This is a genomic window from Thalassotalea nanhaiensis, assembly GCF_031583575.1.
Taxonomy (GTDB): domain Bacteria; phylum Pseudomonadota; class Gammaproteobacteria; order Enterobacterales; family Alteromonadaceae; genus Thalassotalea_A; species Thalassotalea_A nanhaiensis.
The window spans coordinates 4140927-4159965 of sequence record NZ_CP134146.1; the positions used below are offsets into that span (position 1 = coordinate 4140927).

20 protein-coding genes are annotated in these 19039 nt (G+C 38.9%); 7 read left to right on the plus strand and 13 right to left on the minus strand.

Annotation, left to right across the window (positions count from 1 at the left end; genetic code table 11):
• Nucleotides 1-48: 48 nt before the first annotated feature.
• Nucleotides 49-594, minus strand: coding sequence for an oligoribonuclease (gene orn / locus RI845_RS18015; RefSeq protein ID WP_348387558.1), 546 nt, complete (start codon nt 592-594; stop codon nt 49-51).
• A gap of 98 nt (nt 595-692) precedes the next feature.
• Between orn and rsgA the strand changes: the two genes are divergently transcribed.
• The 3 genes from rsgA (at nt 693) to RI845_RS18030 (ending at nt 3443) form a co-directional block, all read left to right on the plus strand.
• Entirely contained in the window at nt 693-1724 is a 1032-nt protein-coding gene (gene rsgA, locus RI845_RS18020; RefSeq protein WP_348387559.1) for a small ribosomal subunit biogenesis GTPase RsgA, read from the plus strand.
• A 108-nt stretch (nt 1725-1832) separates the two neighbouring features.
• On the plus strand, nt 1833-2714 hold the full coding sequence (gene asd / locus RI845_RS18025) for an archaetidylserine decarboxylase (RefSeq protein ID WP_348387560.1): 882 nt from the start codon (nt 1833-1835) through the stop codon (nt 2712-2714).
• A 9-nt stretch (nt 2715-2723) separates the two neighbouring features.
• Nucleotides 2724-3443, plus strand: a complete 720-nt coding sequence (locus RI845_RS18030) for a glycerophosphodiester phosphodiesterase (protein WP_348387561.1) — start codon at nt 2724-2726, stop codon at nt 3441-3443.
• Nucleotides 3444-3509: 66 nt separating this feature from the next.
• On the opposite strand, the gene RI845_RS18035 is transcribed toward RI845_RS18030, so the two are convergent.
• Genes RI845_RS18035 through gspC form a run of 12 tightly spaced genes read right to left on the minus strand, consistent with a single transcriptional unit; the run spans nt 3510 to nt 15056 of the window.
• On the minus strand, nt 3510-4265 hold the full coding sequence (locus RI845_RS18035) for a type II secretion system protein N (protein WP_348387562.1): 756 nt from the start codon (nt 4263-4265) through the stop codon (nt 3510-3512).
• A gap of 2 nt (nt 4266-4267) precedes the next feature.
• Nucleotides 4268-4738 carry a type II secretion system protein M gene (locus tag RI845_RS18040; protein ID WP_348387563.1) on the minus strand — a complete coding sequence of 157 codons (471 nt, stop codon included), beginning with the start codon at nt 4736-4738 and terminating at the stop codon, nt 4268-4270.
• The gene (gene gspL, locus RI845_RS18045; protein ID WP_348387564.1) at nt 4735-5958 is read right to left on the minus strand and encodes a type II secretion system protein GspL; all 1224 of its coding nucleotides are present in this window, start codon (nt 5956-5958) and stop codon (nt 4735-4737) included. The genes RI845_RS18040 and gspL overlap by 4 nt, the downstream gene beginning before the upstream one ends.
• Nucleotides 5958-7067 (minus strand): type II secretion system minor pseudopilin GspK, encoded by a 1110-nt coding sequence (gene gspK / locus RI845_RS18050; RefSeq protein WP_348387565.1) that lies wholly within the window; start codon nt 7065-7067, stop codon nt 5958-5960. Before gspK ends, gspL begins: the two co-directional genes overlap by 1 nt.
• Nucleotide 7068: 1 nt before the next feature.
• Nucleotides 7069-7692, minus strand: a complete 624-nt coding sequence (gspJ, locus tag RI845_RS18055; protein WP_348387566.1) for a type II secretion system minor pseudopilin GspJ — start codon at nt 7690-7692, stop codon at nt 7069-7071.
• Nucleotides 7689-8117 carry a type II secretion system minor pseudopilin GspI gene (gspI, locus tag RI845_RS18060; protein ID WP_348387567.1) on the minus strand — a complete coding sequence of 143 codons (429 nt, stop codon included), beginning with the start codon at nt 8115-8117 and terminating at the stop codon, nt 7689-7691. Before gspI ends, gspJ begins: the two co-directional genes overlap by 4 nt.
• The gene (locus RI845_RS18065) at nt 8104-8679 is read right to left on the minus strand and encodes a prepilin-type N-terminal cleavage/methylation domain-containing protein (protein WP_348387568.1); all 576 of its coding nucleotides are present in this window, start codon (nt 8677-8679) and stop codon (nt 8104-8106) included. Before RI845_RS18065 ends, gspI begins: the two co-directional genes overlap by 14 nt.
• Before the next feature lie 29 nt (nt 8680-8708).
• Nucleotides 8709-9146 (minus strand): type II secretion system major pseudopilin GspG, encoded by a 438-nt coding sequence (gene gspG, locus RI845_RS18070; RefSeq protein ID WP_348387569.1) that lies wholly within the window; start codon nt 9144-9146, stop codon nt 8709-8711.
• A 9-nt stretch (nt 9147-9155) separates the two neighbouring features.
• Nucleotides 9156-10370 carry a type II secretion system inner membrane protein GspF gene (gene gspF, locus RI845_RS18075; RefSeq protein ID WP_348387570.1) on the minus strand — a complete coding sequence of 405 codons (1215 nt, stop codon included), beginning with the start codon at nt 10368-10370 and terminating at the stop codon, nt 9156-9158.
• 2 nt (nt 10371-10372) lie between these two features.
• The gene (gspE, locus tag RI845_RS18080) at nt 10373-11956 is read right to left on the minus strand and encodes a type II secretion system ATPase GspE (protein WP_405054052.1); all 1584 of its coding nucleotides are present in this window, start codon (nt 11954-11956) and stop codon (nt 10373-10375) included.
• Nucleotides 11949-14087, minus strand: a complete 2139-nt coding sequence (gene gspD / locus RI845_RS18085; RefSeq protein ID WP_405054054.1) for a type II secretion system secretin GspD — start codon at nt 14085-14087, stop codon at nt 11949-11951. The genes gspE and gspD overlap by 8 nt, the downstream gene beginning before the upstream one ends.
• A gap of 12 nt (nt 14088-14099) precedes the next feature.
• Nucleotides 14100-15056, minus strand: coding sequence for a type II secretion system protein GspC (gene gspC, locus RI845_RS18090; RefSeq protein ID WP_348387571.1), 957 nt, complete (start codon nt 15054-15056; stop codon nt 14100-14102).
• 341 nt (nt 15057-15397) lie between these two features.
• Here gspC and hslR point away from each other — a divergent pair, with 341 nt between their 5' ends.
• From hslR to RI845_RS18110, 4 genes are all read left to right on the plus strand, one after another.
• Complete coding sequence (gene hslR, locus RI845_RS18095; RefSeq protein WP_348387572.1) at nt 15398-15811, plus strand: ribosome-associated heat shock protein Hsp15; 414 nt, start codon at nt 15398-15400, stop codon at nt 15809-15811.
• Between the two features lie 3 nt (nt 15812-15814).
• A complete protein-coding gene (gene hslO, locus RI845_RS18100; RefSeq protein WP_348387573.1) occupies nt 15815-16672 on the plus strand; it encodes an Hsp33 family molecular chaperone HslO in 858 nt (285 codons plus the stop codon).
• A gap of 205 nt (nt 16673-16877) precedes the next feature.
• The gene (pckA, locus tag RI845_RS18105) at nt 16878-18485 is read left to right on the plus strand and encodes a phosphoenolpyruvate carboxykinase (ATP) (protein WP_348387574.1); all 1608 of its coding nucleotides are present in this window, start codon (nt 16878-16880) and stop codon (nt 18483-18485) included.
• A 207-nt stretch (nt 18486-18692) separates the two neighbouring features.
• Complete coding sequence (locus RI845_RS18110) at nt 18693-19034, plus strand: hypothetical protein (RefSeq protein ID WP_348387575.1); 342 nt, start codon at nt 18693-18695, stop codon at nt 19032-19034.
• Nucleotides 19035-19039: the final 5 nt, after the last annotated feature.

Genomic DNA, 19039 nt, shown 5'->3' on the forward strand with positions numbered 1-19039 from the left:
TCCATATTGCACCATTAACATTATATTTACTTGTTATTATTTATGTTTCTAAATTTTAAATACGTGCTGTCTATACACTTTTAATTCTGCAATAGATTCTCTAATGTCATCCAAAGCCAGATGTGTTCCTTGTTTAGAGACCTTGTCTAAAATCTCAGGTTGCCAGCGCCTAACTAATTCTTTAATCGTACTTACATCAATATTACGATAATGAAACCAAGTTTCAAAATCCTTCATATAAGCATTTATGAAACGCCTATCTTGGCCAATTGAATTACCGCACATAGGAGATATACCTTTATCTATGTACTGCTCAATAAATTCAATAGTTGCTTGTTCGGCTTGCGCTAATGTTACTTTCGATTCGCGACAACGCTGAGTTAAACCACTGGCGCCATGCTGCTTTACACACCATTCATTCATGTTAGCTAGCACATCATCACTTTGATGAATGGCAAATACCGGCCCTTCTGCCAATATATTCAACTCGCCATCGGTAACGATTGAAGCAATCTCCAAAATCACGTCCTGCTCAGGTTCCAACCCTGTCATTTCTAAGTCTAGCCAAATTAAATTATTTGCATTTACAGCCATTTAAACGCCTTATGTTTTCATTATCACTACTATTTAAGTATAATACGGCATAATTTAAAGCATTCATATGCTCAACAGGTAACAAATGAAATATAGCCGTGGCTAAAGCAAAAAAATTGACCAAAGGTCAACACCGTCGGATTAAGAAGAACCTTGCTGATAAACTTAGTAAAGACAAAGATCTTGCCTGGCAAGATAGCGAACTGAGCGAGCAGCAAAATGGGATTATTGTTAGTCGCTTTGGTCAACATGCTGATGTTGAGGCAAGTAATGGTGATATTTTTAGATGTAATATTCGCCGTACGGTTAAAAGCATCGTTTGTGGTGATTCTGTTGTTTGGCGCCAGGGTAAAGAAACAGAACACAGTATAAGCGGCGTAATAGAAGCTGTGCATGAACGTACAACTGAATTAGCCAGACCTGATGTTTATGATGGCCTTAAACCAATTGCCGCCAATATTGATCAAATTTTTATCGTTTCATCTGTTGTACCAGCCTTTAATCCTGACATCATTGATCGTTATTTAGTTGCCATTGAGTTAACCGGTATTAAACCGATTATTGTCTTGAATAAGATTGATTTGCTCAGCGAAGAACATCAAGAGCTTATAGATATACATATTGCCCTGTATAAAGAAATTGGCTACGAAGTAATTTTTGCCAGCAGTAAATTGCAAGAGGGCATTGAAAACATTACCGCTCGCTTAAATGATAAAACCAGCATTTTTGTAGGTCAATCGGGGGTTGGTAAATCTACGTTAGTGAACTCTTTAATGCCTGAATTAGGAATAGGCACAAAAGAAGTATCAGAGAATTCTGGGTTAGGCCAACATACAACCACAGTAGCTCGTTTATATCACTTCCCAACGGGTGGACGTTTGATCGACTCCCCTGGTATTCGAGAATTTGGTTTATGGCATTTATCGCCAGAAGAAGTTGACCAGGGTTTCATTGAATTTCAGGATTATTTTGGTTACTGCAAATTCAGAGATTGCAAACACCAAAGCGACCCTGGCTGTGCGCTGCAACAAGCCGTTAGCGATGGCAAAATTAACCCATTACGATTTGCCAGTTATCAACGCATATTGGCCAGTCTTGACGATAACAAGTTAACTTCAAGATTTAATTAAACTGCCAATAAATTTTAACAAATACTACATATTAATAATCTATAATAAATAGTGCTAACTATGGCTTATCGCCGTTTAGTGCTTTAAATATTTAAAAAGGAAACTCTAGTGTCACTTGATAATTTAAAAATTGCTTTGCAATACGCAATGCCAAAACATGGTTTATCTCGCTTAGTAGGTAAATTAGCTGCGGGCAAAGGCGGAGTGTTAACGGCATTTGCTATAAAGCGTTTTATAAAAGCTTATGGCATAGATATGAGCCAGGCAAAAATACAAGACCCTAAAGAGTTTGCTACTTTTAATGATTTTTTTACGCGTGAATTAATCGATGGCGCTCGCCCAATTAATCCAGACGTAAATGAAATTTGTTATCCAGTTGATGGCGCAATTAGCCAACAAGGTGACATCATTAATGACCAAATCATTCAAGCCAAAGGATTTAACTATTCTTTAGAAACACTACTTGGTGGCAAAGCTGAAACGGCAGCACCATTTCAAGGCGGTAAGTTTTCAACAATTTATTTGGCCCCTAAAGATTACCATCGTATTCATATGCCAATTGCCGGTACCTTGCGCGAGATGATTTTTGTACCAGGTGATTTATTCTCGGTAAACCCATTAACCGCGCAAAATGTACCTAATTTATTTGCCCGTAACGAACGTGTCGTCGTTATTTTTGATACCGCCATAGGGCCTATGGCCATGGTATTGGTTGGCGCCACAATAGTAGCCAGTATTGAAACCGTTTGGGCTGGTACTATTGCACCAAGCAAAGAAAAGAAAGTAACAACCTGGACTTACCCAAGTGAAGGTGAAAATGTTATTCATCTTGAAAAAGGTGCTGAAATGGGCCGTTTCAAGTTAGGTTCAACAACAGTGTGTTGTTTCCCACCTAACACTATAGAATTTACCGAAGGCGATGGCCCTGAAACAGTAACTCGTTTAGGTGAAACTTACGCTAACGTAACCACGTCAAAAGCTACCGATTAAGGGAATAATATGCTTGTTTTTGCTCATCGAGGTGCCAGTGGCCATGAGCCAGAAAACACGCTTTTAGCAATAGAGCAAGCATTAGTCATGCAAGTGGACGCCATAGAAGTTGATGTCCGCCTTAGTGATGGGGAACTTATCGTGATTCATGATCGTTCGGTAAATAAAACCACCAACGGTAATGGAAAAATAAATAAGCTTTCTTTTAAACAAATTCGAGAGCTCGACGCAGGTAAAGGTCAACAAGTCCCTACGCTTGAGGAGGTACTGGCAACCATAAATGGTCAGTGCCACCTTAATATAGAATTAAAAGCCGATCGCACTGTATTACCGGTACTGGACCTGCTCGAAAAAGCCGTAAGCAAATATCATTTCAACTATAATCAATTTTTAATTTCATCGTTTAATCACCACTTATTGTTTGAGATTAAATCAATAAATCCTGAGCTGAACATTGGTGCATTAACCGCAAGTTGCCCATTAACTTATGCTGCGTTTGCCGAGCATTTAAATGCCTACAGTGTGCATATTGATATAGACTTTGTTAATCAGGAATTTGTAACTGATGCCCATCAACGTGGCTTGAAGGTTTTTGTTTATACCGTCGATGATGAAGATGATATTAGCGAGATGCATTATTTAGGTGTAGATGGCATTTTTACCAACTACCCTACCAAGTCGTTAGTAAAAATTGCCCACTTAAAAGGGGTTCCTGTTTTACCAAGCTGATTAAATTAGTTTGATAAATGGCCCCTGTGTTATTTCTTAAGTTTCTCAACAAATTCTAAACTACGGTTATAAACGAATGGTATAGCGACCTTTTGAGTCCTTTCTGCCAATAAAACCCAGTACAGGCTTAAGCGCATTAGGAAAATTTGCTCCTGGTGTTAAATAGCCATCCGCAGTTACTCTTTTCATACTTAAGACATTAGCCGTAAGCTCTAGGCCCAAATTATTCTTAGGATCAACTGTGATCGCTAACGCCCCTTTATTACACGCTAAAGTTGCTTTCAATGAACCTAAATCAATGTCTTCTTCCATGGCATTTACATGGGCGTTATCCCATTGAATAACACCATCAGCAATACCACAAACGGGCTTACCCATTCCAATCTCTAAAATATCTAACTTAATTTGGCCCCCGGCATTAACATCGATAGGCAAGTTAAGTTGCGTAGCCACTTCATTAGCATCAACAATTACTTGGGCATTTTCGACAAGTAGTTCTGGGCCAAGATTAGATAAATCCATAGAGCCCGAAATGCTGCTTAAACGGTCACCAAAATTAACCGCTACACTAGGATTAAAAGTTATCAATGAAAATATACTTACTGACCATTCTACATTTTTAACGGCATAATTATTTATAGTCACCGACTTGGCTTTTCCTGAAAATGCCGAGCCAGATATGCCCTGTAAACTCACACCTTTAGGTAACGATATTTGTGAAATTAATTTATCGGCTGGAGCTAATGAAATTAAAAAAATTAAATATAAGGCAATAAATCCGGCAACAATAGCCGAATACTTCTTAATGTCTTGCAACTGCATTATTATGCTTTTCCTAATTGTAAACGACGTACTTTAACGGTGCCGGCAACATTACCCACAGCAAGGTCTGCTGCTTGAATAATAACTCCTTCGTTGGTGGTTAAATGTTCGAGCCAGTTGACCAATTCATTAAACGCAACTTCATCTATCCAAACTTGCAAGTCATCACCTTGAGGCTGCATACGAGCAATAGCAATAGTGCGTTGTTTGGCTGTGCGATTAACGACACTTGATAAACTGCCACCGGATGACTTCTTACCACCACTTTTTTGTAATTGTTTATACTGAGCTACATTTTCACTTACCCATACCGCTAGCTCTTGTTGCTTAGCTAGCTTAATGCGTGACTTTTCAATGTTAGAATTTAACGGTTGCCACACCAAACTGATGAATAAAAAGATAACAACAATAACAGACATTACTGACACGAGTTGTTGCTCTCTTGGATTTAAGCCTTGCCACCATTGCTTCATGACTTGCTCCTTATATTAAACGAACCGGTAACAACATCACCTTGGTTATTTTGAGCACCTGTTTCAACAGTTAATGCCGCTTGCTCGAGCGCCTGTTTAAATTGTTCGAAACTTTGGTAGTCACTTGCAGTAACGGCTAAACGTAACTCTTTGCGTTTAGCATCAAATCGTAAAGATTCTGGTTTCAATTTAGGTACTTTGGCAAATGCAGGCTGTACTTTTTCTAGCATAGCTAACAATCCAGAATCTGTTGTTGCACCACCAAACTCTGCTAATTTGCTGGTTAATTGGCGTCTAACAGTTGTTAAGCGAACTCGTTTTGTTTGCGGAAATGCCTTTTTATAATCCGCTTTAATAGTATCGCTAACCTGTTCATATTTACTATTTAACTGGTTCAATTCAACCACTTTTCCAGTTAGGTTAAGCAATAAAGCAAATGCCGCTACACCGGCAACCCATAGCCAACTTTTTAGCTCTGGTGAACGCTGTTCTTTGACTAAATAGTCGCCTTGTAAAAGATTAAACGATTGCTGTTCAAACCCTTTTGCCAACAATAATAATGGCAACTCTTCAGGCATGGCGTCTATCGCGAATTGTTCTTCTTTTACATCTATTGGCGAATAAGTGGTAATTCGTTGTGGCTCTTCTTGATCAGTTAATAGCTGATCAAAAACCAAATCGCTAATGGTGTCATTTACCACAAACCCTTGCCAACTTTGATTGCGAATTAAAATTTGTTGATTAATTGCTAACGCGGTCCAACTATCTTCTACAAGCGGTAAGGCAAGAAGATCAGGCAACATAGCTTTTACAGTAATGTCAGCGTCATTGAACCAAGTAAGCCAAGTTTCAATTTGCTGGTGCGCGATAACCGCACAAAAGCAGTTCTCATCGCCTTGATGATTTTTGGGTTTACCGGCAAATGCGAAAAATAAGTTCTCAACATCATCTGCTAGATCATCTTCCAACATATATGGCGCAGCTGCTTTTATCGCTCGCTCAGATTTTCCGGGTACGGTTAAACTGTGCAACCGAACATCGGCACCATTAATGAGCACTTTAACAGTACGGCTTTTCGCTTTTTCGGTAAGCTCATTTAGACTGTCTTTATTTGCTAGCTCGCCACTCGCTATTTCATCAGTTTCATCGTCAGCAGTTATCAACCACTGAATAGGATCTGAGTCTTGACTGCCAATGCGGATGTATAAATGTTCTCGCATTAATTTACTCCAACACTTCGGTTAACCACACTAATCGTTTCATCTTTATTTATTTTCATAATTGAGTTCATACTAAAATAACTATCATTAAATGATGTTTTAGTGGTCAGTTTGAAATACTCACTGTCGACAACAAATTGTTGTTTAAACTGGCCAAAATCTTTAAGTGCTTTTGCTGCTGGTAAGCTAGTAAAATCACTTATACTTTTAAATCCTTCTTCGCCACGTTCAGACAAAATTTCTTCTGCTTCACTGGCATCAACCCCACCCAATAACGCTTGTAATAGTTCGATATTTTCTTCGTCGATGGTATTGATATTTATTTTGTGCATATCTGAATTAGGTATAACACAAACAAAATCTTGCAAGGCAAAAATTACCTGCGGGGTAAAATGCTCTATTAACCTTAATTCATTCACGCTCGCTAATAAACTGTTTGCCGCTAAATAAGGGTATTCTTTGGCAGCGTAATCGTTATCTTCAGCGCCGCCGGCACTCTTGATAGATGAATCTTCATCAAGCCAATCAATTAGCGCTTCTGCCATTGATTCTGCTTCAAACGAACCAACACCATCTATATTTAATAAATTAACCAACTCGATGAACGCAACTTTTGCTTTATTCTCAATGACGCTGCCACTACCGCCAGTGTTATCTGGTGTATCATTGTTGCCAGTTTTGTCATCTTCATTAGGCGGCTCTTCCTCATCAGGGTTTTCACCTGGTGGCGTGCCGCCTGAGTCATTATTCTGATTTTTATTGATTAATGCATTCAAATTAAGACAAGCATGCATATCGGTAATTTCACCGCTAATGGTGCCTAAATCTACCGGAAAACTTGTTTCTCCCGACGCCCAAGGTTGCCCCAAATGAGTCACTGTTTGGTCATCTTTTTCTTTGAAAGATAACGTTAATACCGATTTTGCAAAAGCTTCAGCACCCATAGCATACCAATAAGCCTGCTGATTAGAATTCAGGTTATCTGTGCGCTGTATTTGAAACATTAAGGCAGAGCTTAATTTAGTGGCTAACACTACCGCAATAGCCACCACCAACATAACGGTAATTAGGGCGACACCTGACTGTCTCTTAAGGTTAAGTATAGCCATTTTAGTTATCACTTTCAGCATTAGGATCTGCAACCCCTGGCACTAGAAATTGACGTCTAATTAACCCCATATCTGCAATTTCAATCTCAATAGCAACTGCCATAGGTAAATCTTCTTCTGGCAAGTTTTTAACCCACTGCTTACCGTTAAAAAATTCAAAGTCGACTTTTTCAACATTAGAAATTAACGGCCTAACTTTTGGCTCTTCACCTATTACGGCATCAACAAATACATAATGCAGCCTATTTAACACATCTTCTTCTAGTTGATATGAAACAGCTTGTACATCGCTACGAGGCAATAACAATGCAGGATTTTTCCAGCCTTGGCGAACAAAGGCAATACCATGGGTATTGGAAGAATAAGTTGATTCATTGGTATGAATGAATGTTTTCAATGGTGTGTCACCATTTAAGCGAACACTACGACGAGTCATTTGAATAAAGTCACGCTCCATTACTAAAAAAGCACGCTGTAATTCGTTCAGTCTATCGCTGTGCGCTTTTCCCTGATCGCTGCTATCAATAATGGCGGTTAAAAGTTTCACACTTGATAGTGATATTAATGAAAATAAAACAATGGCAATAAGCACTTCAAGTAACGTAAACCCTTTAGCAGATTTCATTTTTGTGCCTTAGGATTACTGACGTAGGTAATTAAACTCGCAATAGAATTTTTATCACTTTCATTTGCCCTTACCTCAATTGTAATGGCGCGCATATTTTTATCTTCGGTAGGTAGAATGACATGTTGCCAATGCCACTCCCTGCCTGCCATTTCAGTTTTGCCGCTTTTCTTTTTTGGCGGCCATGTTTGTAATAAGTTGGCTTCAACCAATTCATTTGATGCAACCCAAGTTGCAACACTTATTTCTTCCAGTTGCGAACTGCCCAGTAAACTAGAACCAGCGACTTTCATTAATGCGGTGCCAGCAAAAGCAAAAATAGTTAAGGCGAGCATTACTTCAATTAGTGTAAAACCAGCCGCATGGAATTTTTTGCCGCGCAATTGCGAATTCAATTGTTGCATCTTTAATTTAGCGCTGTTCATCAAAAAATGGCCCCTCAACCACAAGAGGTATTGTGTATGTGCCAGTTACATCAAAGTACATTGGTAACTCAAAACCATCGTCAAAGCTAAAAGTTAATTTAAACGGGGTAATATCACCGCCTGAGAGGATAAACACTTGTGGGTAAACCGGCTCTTCTTCATCTTCGAATGCTTGCTCGTCTTCAAAGTCTTCGAACATCGATTTATCGATAATCATCTGACCATCAACGGGTAAGTCATCCAGGGTGAGGGATATATGGAAAGGTTCTTCAAAATATATTTGCGTTAAACTTTCTTGGTCTGGGACAGGTACCCATTTAAGCCCATCAAAGGCTAAAAATTGATAACTATCTTCCTCAACCAACAACCCCAACTCAATATTATTTAATAGTGCGTATTCACTGGCTAAGTTAAAAAGTGCGGCAAACTTTTGGCTTTCAGATTCAAGTTTATCTTCAATAGGGGAGCCGGTAATATTACCGACTAACGTTTTCAAAATCATGCCAATTACTAGCAGTACCAACATGACTTCGAGTAGTGTAAATCCCCTATTGTTTTTCATTTTTATATTTCTACAATAAACAAAAATGTTTATCTAAATTCTTCAAGATTCCAGTTACCAATATCATCTTCAGTACCAGCTTCACCATCTGGACCTACACTGAATATATCTATATTGCTATTTTCACCTGGATTTAATAATAAGTATTCGTTGCCCCATGGGTCCATTGGTAAACGTGGTAAATACCCGCCTTCTGGGAAACGTCTTGGTAACGGCTCGATATCAGTTTCTTCAACTAATGCTTCCAACCCTTGCTCCGTAGTTGGGTAATTGTAATTAGCCATTTTGTAAAGCTTCAACTGTTGCTCAATAGAGCTGATGTCTGAAACCGTAGTTTTAATTTTTGCGGTATCAAGATTACCCATTAGGTTTGGCACAACCATGGCACCTAAAATTCCTAATATTACGATAACAACCATTACTTCCAGTAACGTAAAACCTTTTACTATGTTGTGTTTAACTTTCATTTTTACTACCTAAATTAATGTATTTAATTGCATAATTGGCTGAATAATGGCCATAACGATAAATAACACGACTGCTGCCATGCTTACCATTAGTGCGGGCTCGAATACTTTCAACGATATACTTACTACCGCTTCAAATTCACGATCTTGGTTATCAGCAGCCCGACCTAACATATTTTCCAGCTCACCAGATTTTTCACCACTTGCGATCATGTGTAGCATCATCGGTGGGAACAATTTGGTTTTCTTCAATGACACATGCAAGCTTGCACCTTCACGGACTTGCGCTGAGGCTTCTTCCACCTTTTCGGCAATATGATTGTTAGTCAATACTGCCCCCGCTATTTTCATGCTCTCAAGTAACGGTACTGCACTCGCAGTACATATACTTAATGTGCGGGCAAAGCGTGCCGTATTCAAGCCTCTGGTCACTTTTCCAATAATAGGCAAAGCCAGAGTACGTTGATGAATTAACATTTTAAATGCTGGTTTTTTCATCATTTGTTTAAATAAAACGCTCGAGATAACAATAAAACCAACGATATATAAAATATAGTTTTGTAAAAATTCACTGATTGAAATTAAAAAGGTTGTTGTGCCAGGTAAGTCTTGGCTCATGTGTTCAAATTGACCAACGATTTCCGGTACAACTGCAATTAATAACACTACGATGACGGCAACAGCAACAATAGTCATAATTATTGGGTAAATTAATGCTTGGATTAATTGTGATTTCATATGCTGGCGTTGTTCGGTGTAATCGGCCAAGCGATTTAAAACGTTATCTAAATGACCAGACTTTTCACCCGCAGATACCATCGCGCGAAATAAATTATCAAATACGCTTGGAAATTCTGCCATCGATTCCGCTAAACCATACCCTTCAGTAACTTTTGAACGTACTGACATGATCATACTTTTAAGTTTATCTTTGTCACATTGTTCAGCTACTGCCATCAGCGCTTCTTCTAGCGGTAAGCCTGATTCAACCAAGGTTGCCAACTGACGAGTAATTAAGGCTAGTTCACCTGCCGATATTCTCTTCTCGCCAAAGCTTGGGCGGTTTGCCTCTTTTTTAGCTTTTTCAAGGCTCGGTGTAACCTCAATTGGAATTAGACCTTGCTCACGCAAAAAGCTACGAACTTGTCGAGCATTATCGCCTTCAGCGACGCCTTTTTTATTTTTACCGCGAGAATCTACCGCTTGATAATCAAATGCTGCCATAACTAGTCTTCTCTAGTTACTCGTAAAATTTCTTCCAGCGTGGTTTCGCCATTTAGCACTTTACCAAAACCATCATCACGAATACTTGGTGTATGGCTGCGGATCATTTTCTCAATCGCTTGCTCACCAGCATTATTTTGTATGAGCTCTCGAACATTATCATCGACGACGAGTAACTCATGAATACCAGTACGACCTTTATAACCTAAGTTTTTACATTTATCACAGCCTGTAGCTCGATAAATTAAATGTTCTTTGTTGTCTGTTATACCAAGTATTTTTGCTTCTTCATCAGAAGCGACATGTGCCTCTTTACAATGCACACATAACGTTCTTACCAAACGCTGAGCTAAAACCCCAATTAAACTTGACGATAGCAAGAATGGCTCAATGCCCATATCTTCTAATCGGGTAATTGCACCAGCTGCTGTATTCGTATGTAAGGTTGATAACACCAGGTGACCGGTTAAACTCGCTTGCACTGATATTTGTGCAGTTTCTAAATCTCGAATCTCACCAACCATCACAACGTCAGGATCTTGACGCAAGATTGCGCGTAACCCTCTAGCAAAGGTCATGTCCACTTTAGTATTTACTTGCGTTTGGCCAATACCTTCAATTGCGAATTCGATTGGATCTTCTACGGTTAAGATATTTCGTTCATTCGCATCAATTTGGGTTAAACCTGCATATAGCGTGGTACTTTTACCTGAACCGGTTGGGCCAGTAACTAAAATAATGCCGTGTGGTTTACTTATGACACTGGTAAAGGTTTCTCGACCTTTGTCGGTCATGCCTAAATCTTGTAAATTTAAACGAGCAGCATTTTTATCTAACAAACGGAGTACGACACGCTCGCCATGACTTGAGGGCATAGTTGATACACGAACATCTACGGCACGGCCACCAATACGCAATGAAATACGACCATCTTGCGGAACACGCTTTTCGGCTATATCAAGCTTTGCCATTACTTTGATACGAGACACTAACATTGATGCTAACTTACGATTAGGCTTCAAAATTTCACGTAACACGCCATCAACACGGAAGCGAATTTTTAAGACTTTTTCAAAAGTCTCAATATGAATATCAGAGGCATTTTCTTTGATCGCTTCTGATAACATTGCATTAATTAATTTGATGATTGGTGCATCATCTTCGTTTTCTAGTAGATCTTCAGCTTCATGAATTTCATCGGCGAGCGAATATAAATTTGCTTCGTTACCAATATCTTCCATCATTTGTTGTGCTTCAGATGAATCACGTTGATAAGCAATGGTCAGTAGTTGCTCAAATTCTTCCGCACTATGATTAACGACGCTAAACCTACGTCCCAAAAACCTGCGTACTTCTAGTAAAATATCAACGTTCAACGTATCAGTAACGTGGACAATTAGATCATTGTCATCTAACTCAACCAACACACTGTGCCGTTTGGCAAAGCCAAATGGCAATTGATAAGGTAGCTGTTGTACTTCCTCGTCAGCGAGTTCATTTTGTGCCAGTAACTCTTCCTCTGACATTATAAAAGACTCATCATTAATGCCATTTTGAGCAGATGCTAAGGTGTCGCTATTACTCATTTTCACCAGCTTCTTGCTTTTCAGCTTCAGTCAGATCTTTACCTAACTCTTCCACAGCACGGTCTTCCATGTACTCATCGAAGGTCGGTGGTAGCTCTAATTCATCGCTCCAATTTGGTAACAGTGGAAGTACTGCATCATCCATCAGGGCTAAACCGTTTTCTTGCTTACGTATTTGATCAGCACGAATGTAGTTATACTTTTCTTTTGAAATTGATTCCATCAAATCGCCGTCACGAATAATGGTTGGCTTTAAAAACACCATCAAGTTACGTTTACGGGTTGTACTACCCGTTGAACGGAATAAATTACCAATAATAGGAAGGTCACCTAAAATAGGCACCTTTTGCATGCTTTCTTGCACATCTTCATCAATCAAGCCGCCAAGGATAATTGTTGAGCCACTATCAGCCATTACCGTAGTTTTTATTTCACGTTTATTGATTGAAACATCCACGCCCGTAGCTCCACTTACACTAGACACTTCTTGCTCAATCGTTAACTGTACGCCAGAGCCTTCATTTACCTGTGGGGTAACTTTCAATTTAATACCCACTTCTTTACGGTCAACAGTTTGGAACGGGTTGGTATTGTTACTGCCGGTCGCTGAGCCTGTAATGATTGGGATTTCTTGACCAACGATAAAGTATGCTTCTTCGTTATCAAGTGTAGTAATACTTGGCGTGGCAAGAATGTTAGAGTTAACATCAGAGCTTACCGCTTGCACAATAGCCCCCCAATTGTCTTCAACTACACCAAACATCATACCGTTTACGTTGCCTAGTAATTGGGCAAGAATTGAATAATCACCTTTGGTATCAGGGTTTTTGGTTTCAATTGGATTACCATTAGGATCAAGGGTAATAACCGTATTCCCTTCTTCACCTTCAGCAGCAATTGCACCTGCTGCTATACCACTTATTGGAACAATACCGTTATTGAATTGCGTAAAGCCACCTTCTTCATGGAACCATTGAACGCCCAGTTGCGCACCATCAGATTCAAACACTTCAACGATGATGGCTTCAACCAGTACTTGTGCACGACGGATATCAAGTTGACGAATAACAGACTCAAGAGAGCGCAGCATATCCGGCTCAGCGGTAATAACTAAGGTATTTGTGTCTTCATGTGACTCAATACTGACATTACGGCTTGAGCTACTTCGACTACGAGATACTGAGGTTGTTTTAGAGCCACTTGATTTCGATGCCGTTGCACTCTTTTGCATACTATCGCTGACGCTTTGTAACACTGAGACTAGATCTTTGGCTTTAGAATACTTCAAATAATAAACACGGGTATTACCTGATGATTCCAATTCGCTGTCTAACTTTTCAATTAAACGTGCAATACGGTCACGAGCTTGACCTTCACCACTAATAATTACAGAGTTGGTTCTGTCATCGGCAACAATTTTAGGAATTAAAAAAGCTGGAGTGTCAGATTTACCAGATTTTGGTTTATTGATATTTTCAATAATACGTACCATTTCACCTGCTGAAGCATATTTTAACTTCACTATCTGTACGTCTTGGTCGCCGGCTCTGTCAACTCGAGTGATAATGTTTACTAAACGGTTTACTACTGCAGCGGTACCAGTAAGCATGATTACGTTTGATGGTTCATAGTGAACTACGTTACCGCCACCAGCCTGGTCACTTAATTGACGTAGTAATGGTGATAATTCACGAACAGAAACATTCTTTACTTCGACAACACGGGTAACCATTTCGTCACCAATGCCAGGGTTATTATCTCCAACAACAGGAATAGAAGCACTTTTGGCATCTTTATTTGGAATTACTTTTACGACGTTATTTTCCATTTCAACAACGGCAAAACCATAAACTTCCAGAACGTTTAAGAAAAATTGATAATACTGTTCTTCGGTTAACAGATCATAACTGCGCACGTTAATTTTACCGCGAACTTTTGGATCAACGATGATCGTTTTCTTTAAATTTTTACCAACAATATTGATAAACTCAGTTATTTCAGTGCCTTTAAAGTTTGGTGAATATTGAGCTGCCGACGCCGACGCTATACATAAAGTACAGGCCATAGTTATTGCTGCTAATATATTTGCTGATGCACGTTTAAACTGTTTCGCGCTAAGGTTCATGCGCATGAAACTCTCCATTTAATTATTTAAGCCTAAAGAAACGTCGTGTAATTCACCGTCTCGTTCTACTAATATGTCTACATGTTCTGCTTTACGCAGTTCGATAAGCGCTTTTTGAGCTTCTCGCATGTCGGTTAAGTCTTTACCATTAATTTGTACGGCAATATCTCCCGGTAATAAGCCAACTCCTGCAAAAAACTCCGGATCTTTACTCGGCATTAATCGATAACCTTTTACTTTGCCGTCTTTTCGGTACGGTGAGACTTTTATGTAATCAGTTAATTTACCAGGGTTGTCTAAAATATCTGCTCTTGCTTTAGCAACTCGTTCTTTTATGCGGGCACTCTTTTCTGAGTTTGACGCGTTTTTATTCGTTAAACTCGTTTTAGTTTTAATTTTATTATTTACAAGTTTAGGACCCGTGTCGGTTGCCATAACTTCACGAGCGTTCCCTTTGGTATATTCAAAACCATCAAGCATCAAGGTTTCCATACGACCTGATGATTCTATAATAACTCTATCGTTTTGCACCTGTTTCAAAATTGCTCTGGTGCCTTCGATCTTGTCATCAATACCATAGGTTTCTTGTTTGCCTTTTGACTCAATTATAGCAGCAGCCGTTGTCGGGTCGTCAGAAGCAACTAACCCAGTTAACGTAAGCTTTAAACGAGTTTCTGGTGCTGATTCAATTTTTTCTATTTTTTTAACTACCGGCTGCTCTTTATTAAATTCACCAAACAAATTTAAACTACGGATGGCTGAAGTATTAACTTGTTTACTCGACGCCGAGGCAGATGATTTAACCACAGTTGCAGATGACTTGGTTGTTGCTTCTGGATAAAGTACCCAAGTGAAATTAGCACTCCAATAAGCGATATAAATTACAAGTAAAGATATTAACGCTTGCGTTAGTCGCTTTTGTGGCACTTGTTGCCATAAAGACTGTAACCGAATTGTAATTTGCGCTAATTCCATGATGTTTTTTAAATACTTATATAAAGGTAAAAATTTTAACTGCTCCTGATAATACGTGAGCAAGAGCGCCGCAACAAGTTAGATTGAGCATTTTTTTTGTCTTATTCCATAGGTTTACAGTTGGTTTACATATTTCATGTAATCTATAGTTTACAGACAAGCCCAACCACAACAGATTAACACAATAATTACCAAAGCAACCCTGCATTTACATAAACAAATTCAGCAGAGAACTCAGCAGTTTGTTTTTTAACCAACCTTTGGCATAAAATACTGTCTTTAGTGTAGAGAATTATCACTAATTGTGTTAACTTTCGCGCAAATTTACTGGGGTTTTAAGTATGAGTAGGCAGCAAGATAAAAATTTATCAAATACCGAACACTTTCGTCTTGATAAGTGGTTATGGGCTGCTCGTTTTTATAAAACTCGTGCAATTGCCAAACAAATGATTGATGGCGGCAAAGTGTTTTACAATGGCCAACGCAGTAAATCGAGTAAAAATGTTGTTGTTGGCGATAAAATCAGAATTCGTCAGGGTTTTGATGAAAAAGAAGTCACTGTTATCGCTTTAGCAGACCGACGCCGAGATGCAACGTTCGCTCAAACCCTTTATGAAGAAACAAAACAAAGTATTGAGACCCGTGAAAAAGTCAGTACTGCAAGAAAGCAAGGCATATTATTAAGCCCTGCTAGTGATAGTAAACCAGATAAAAAACAGCGTCGAAAATTACGTGAATTTAAAGAAAGGATATAATTAGTGACCACCAAAACTGATGTATTAAATCGTTATTTGTTTGATAACACCCATGCTCGTGGTGAGTTAGTACAGCTAGACAATAGTTTTAAAGAGATCATAACCAACCATGACTACCCAGCAGCCGTAACAGAATTGCTTGGACAGTTAATGGCGGCGACTTGTTTGTTAACGGCAACATTGAAATTTGAAGGTGAAATTTCAGTGCAAATCCAAGGAAATGGCCCTGTTAAATATGCCGTGATCAATGGTGACAATTTGCAGCAAATGCGTGGCATCGCTAGCATTGAAGGCGAGATAAACGGCTCAAGTTTGCACGAATTAATGGGCAAAGCCAATATGGTCATTACCATTATCCCTAAGCAAGGTGAACGATATCAAGGTGTGGTTGCGCTTGAAGGTGAAACTTTAGCACAGTGCTTAGAACATTACTTTGCCACATCAGAGCAGCTTGCTACTAAAATTTGGCTATTTGCAGATGCCGATAAAATTCAAGCCGCGGGTTGTTTACTGCAAGTCGTTCCTGATTCAGACGATAAACAACAACAAATGAGTGATTTTGAACATATAAGTCAGCTTACGGCGACGATTAAGGCCGAAGAATTATTTACTTTAGAGGCAAATGAAGTACTTTATCGCTTGTATAACCAAGAGCAAGTAAGACTTTTTGATCCACAAGTGGTAAGTTTCGTGTGTGGTTGCTCTGAAGATAAATGTTTAGCTGCTATTGCCAATATGGGTAAAGATGCAATTATTGATCATTTGAATGAACACAAACAGTTCAACATTACTTGTGATTTTTGCAAAACTAACTATCAATTTGACCAAGCAAAATTAAACCCGTTACTTAACCCTAATTAACGAGTATTTTAATTTAATAAAAGGCGTTATCAATTCAGCTAACACTCCCATTTTAGCTATTGCTAACGCCTTTTTTGTAATCCCTCCAAAAAACTTTCAACAATCACTACATTTACCTTTTAATCTCTTTACAATTTCGTTACTATTCGGTTTATACAAATGTTTTTTAGACCTTTTACTCTAACGCGGCCAGGAGCTTGTCAAAATGACTACTGCGAAGACCATCGATTTATCGCAATACGGTATCACCCAAACAGCTGAGATTGTTTACAATCCTTCTTACGAATTGTTATTCGAAGAAGAGACTAAAGATAGCCTTGAAGGCTATGAAAAAGGAACCGTCACTAAATCAGGTGCTGTTGCTGTAGATACTGGTATTTTTACAGGGCGCTCTCCTAAAGATAAATACATTGTTCGTGATGACGTGAGTCGTGACACTGTATGGTGGTCTGATCAAGGTAAGAATGATAACAAACCAATGACACCTGAAACATGGTCACACATTAAAGGTTTAGTTACTGAGCAACTTTCAGGTAAACGCTTATTTGTAGTTGATACATTCTGTGGTGCTAACGATGATACTCGTCTAAAAGTTCGTTTTATTACTGAAGTTGCGTGGCAAGCGCATTTCGTAAAAAATATGTTTATTCGTCCAACCGATGCAGAGCTTGAGAACTACGAGCCTGATTTCATCGTGATGAACGGTGCTAAAACCAATAACCAAAACTGGCAAGAACACGGTCTAAATTCTGAGAACTTTGTTGCTTTTAACTTAACTGAAAAAATGCAATTAATTGGTGGTACTTGGTACGGCGGTGAAATGAAAAAAGGTATGTTCTCTATGATGAACTACCTATTGCCTCTTAAAGGCATTGCTTCAATGCATTGTAGTGCCAACGTTGGCAAAGATGGCGACACTGCTATTTTCTTCGGTTTATCTGGTACTGGTAAAACAACATTATCAACAGATCCTAAGCGTCAGCTAATTGGCGATGACGAACATGGTTGGGATGACAACGGCGTATTTAACTTTGAAGGTGGTTGTTACGCTAAAACCATCAACCTAAGCGCCGAAAACGAACCAGATATCTTTAATGCTATCCGCCGTGATGCATTATTAGAAAACGTGGTAGTAAATGCTGATGGTGAAATAGATTACGACAATGGCTCTAAAACAGAGAACACTCGTGTTTCTTACCCAATTCACCACATTGAAAATATTGTTAAACCAGTTTCCAAAGCTGGTCATGCTAAAAAAGTTATTTTCTTAACCGCTGATGCGTTTGGTGTATTGCCACCTGTTGCAAAATTAACGCCTGCACAAACTGAATATTACTTCTTGTCAGGTTTTACCGCTAAATTAGCAGGTACTGAACGCGGTATTACAGAGCCAACACCAACTTTCTCAAGTTGTTTTGGCGCGGCATTTTTAAGCCTGCACCCAACTCAATATGCTGAAGTATTGGTTAAACGCATGCAAGCCGCAGGTGCTGAAGCTTACTTGGTAAATACAGGTTGGAATGGCACTGGCAAGCGTATTTCTATTAAAGATACTCGCGCAATAATTGACGCCATTTTAGATGGTTCAATTGATAATGCTGAAGTTCATACATTACCAATGTTTAATCTAACGGTACCAACAGCACTACAAGGCGTAGATAGCAACATCCTTGATCCACGTGATACTTACGGCGATGCAAGTGAATGGAATACCAAAGCAGAAGACTTAGCAAAACGCTTTGTGAACAACTTTGATAAATTTACTGACAATGATCACGGTGCCGGTTTAGTTGCAGCGGGTCCGCAATTATAAAACTTTAACCTTAAAGTTTATTGATTAACAAAACCTGCTTATGCAGGTTTTGTTGTTTCTGGAAACAACAAATGATCGAAATTGATTTAAACATGGAAAAATTAACAAATCCGTCTAGACTTTCAGATCTATTCTCTTAACTTTGGAGTGAGTGCGCCCCCGTACGGAAAGCTTTAAAACGGATTTTGATTTGCCCCTCATATGATTATGACCATATTAGACAGACAGGTATCATTACAACAAAACCTATATTTTGCGTTACAGCGATATCGAATTTTTTGGTTTATTTTACTGTTAACCGCTACATTAGATTACGTAACCACCCTGCAGTTTATGCTCAATGACAGTATTGCTTTGGAAGCTAATTTAGTAATTCGCTATTTAGCTTACGAATTTGGAATATTTTCAGGAGTAATGATAGGAAAATCGTTGCAAGTTGTCTCTGCAATGGCGTTTTGTGCATTATCAAGAGAGCTATCAAGAGCGGTATTGCTGTTAATTATATTATTGAATTGTCTGGCTATCTTTATAAATACCGCGTTTAGTTAATCACT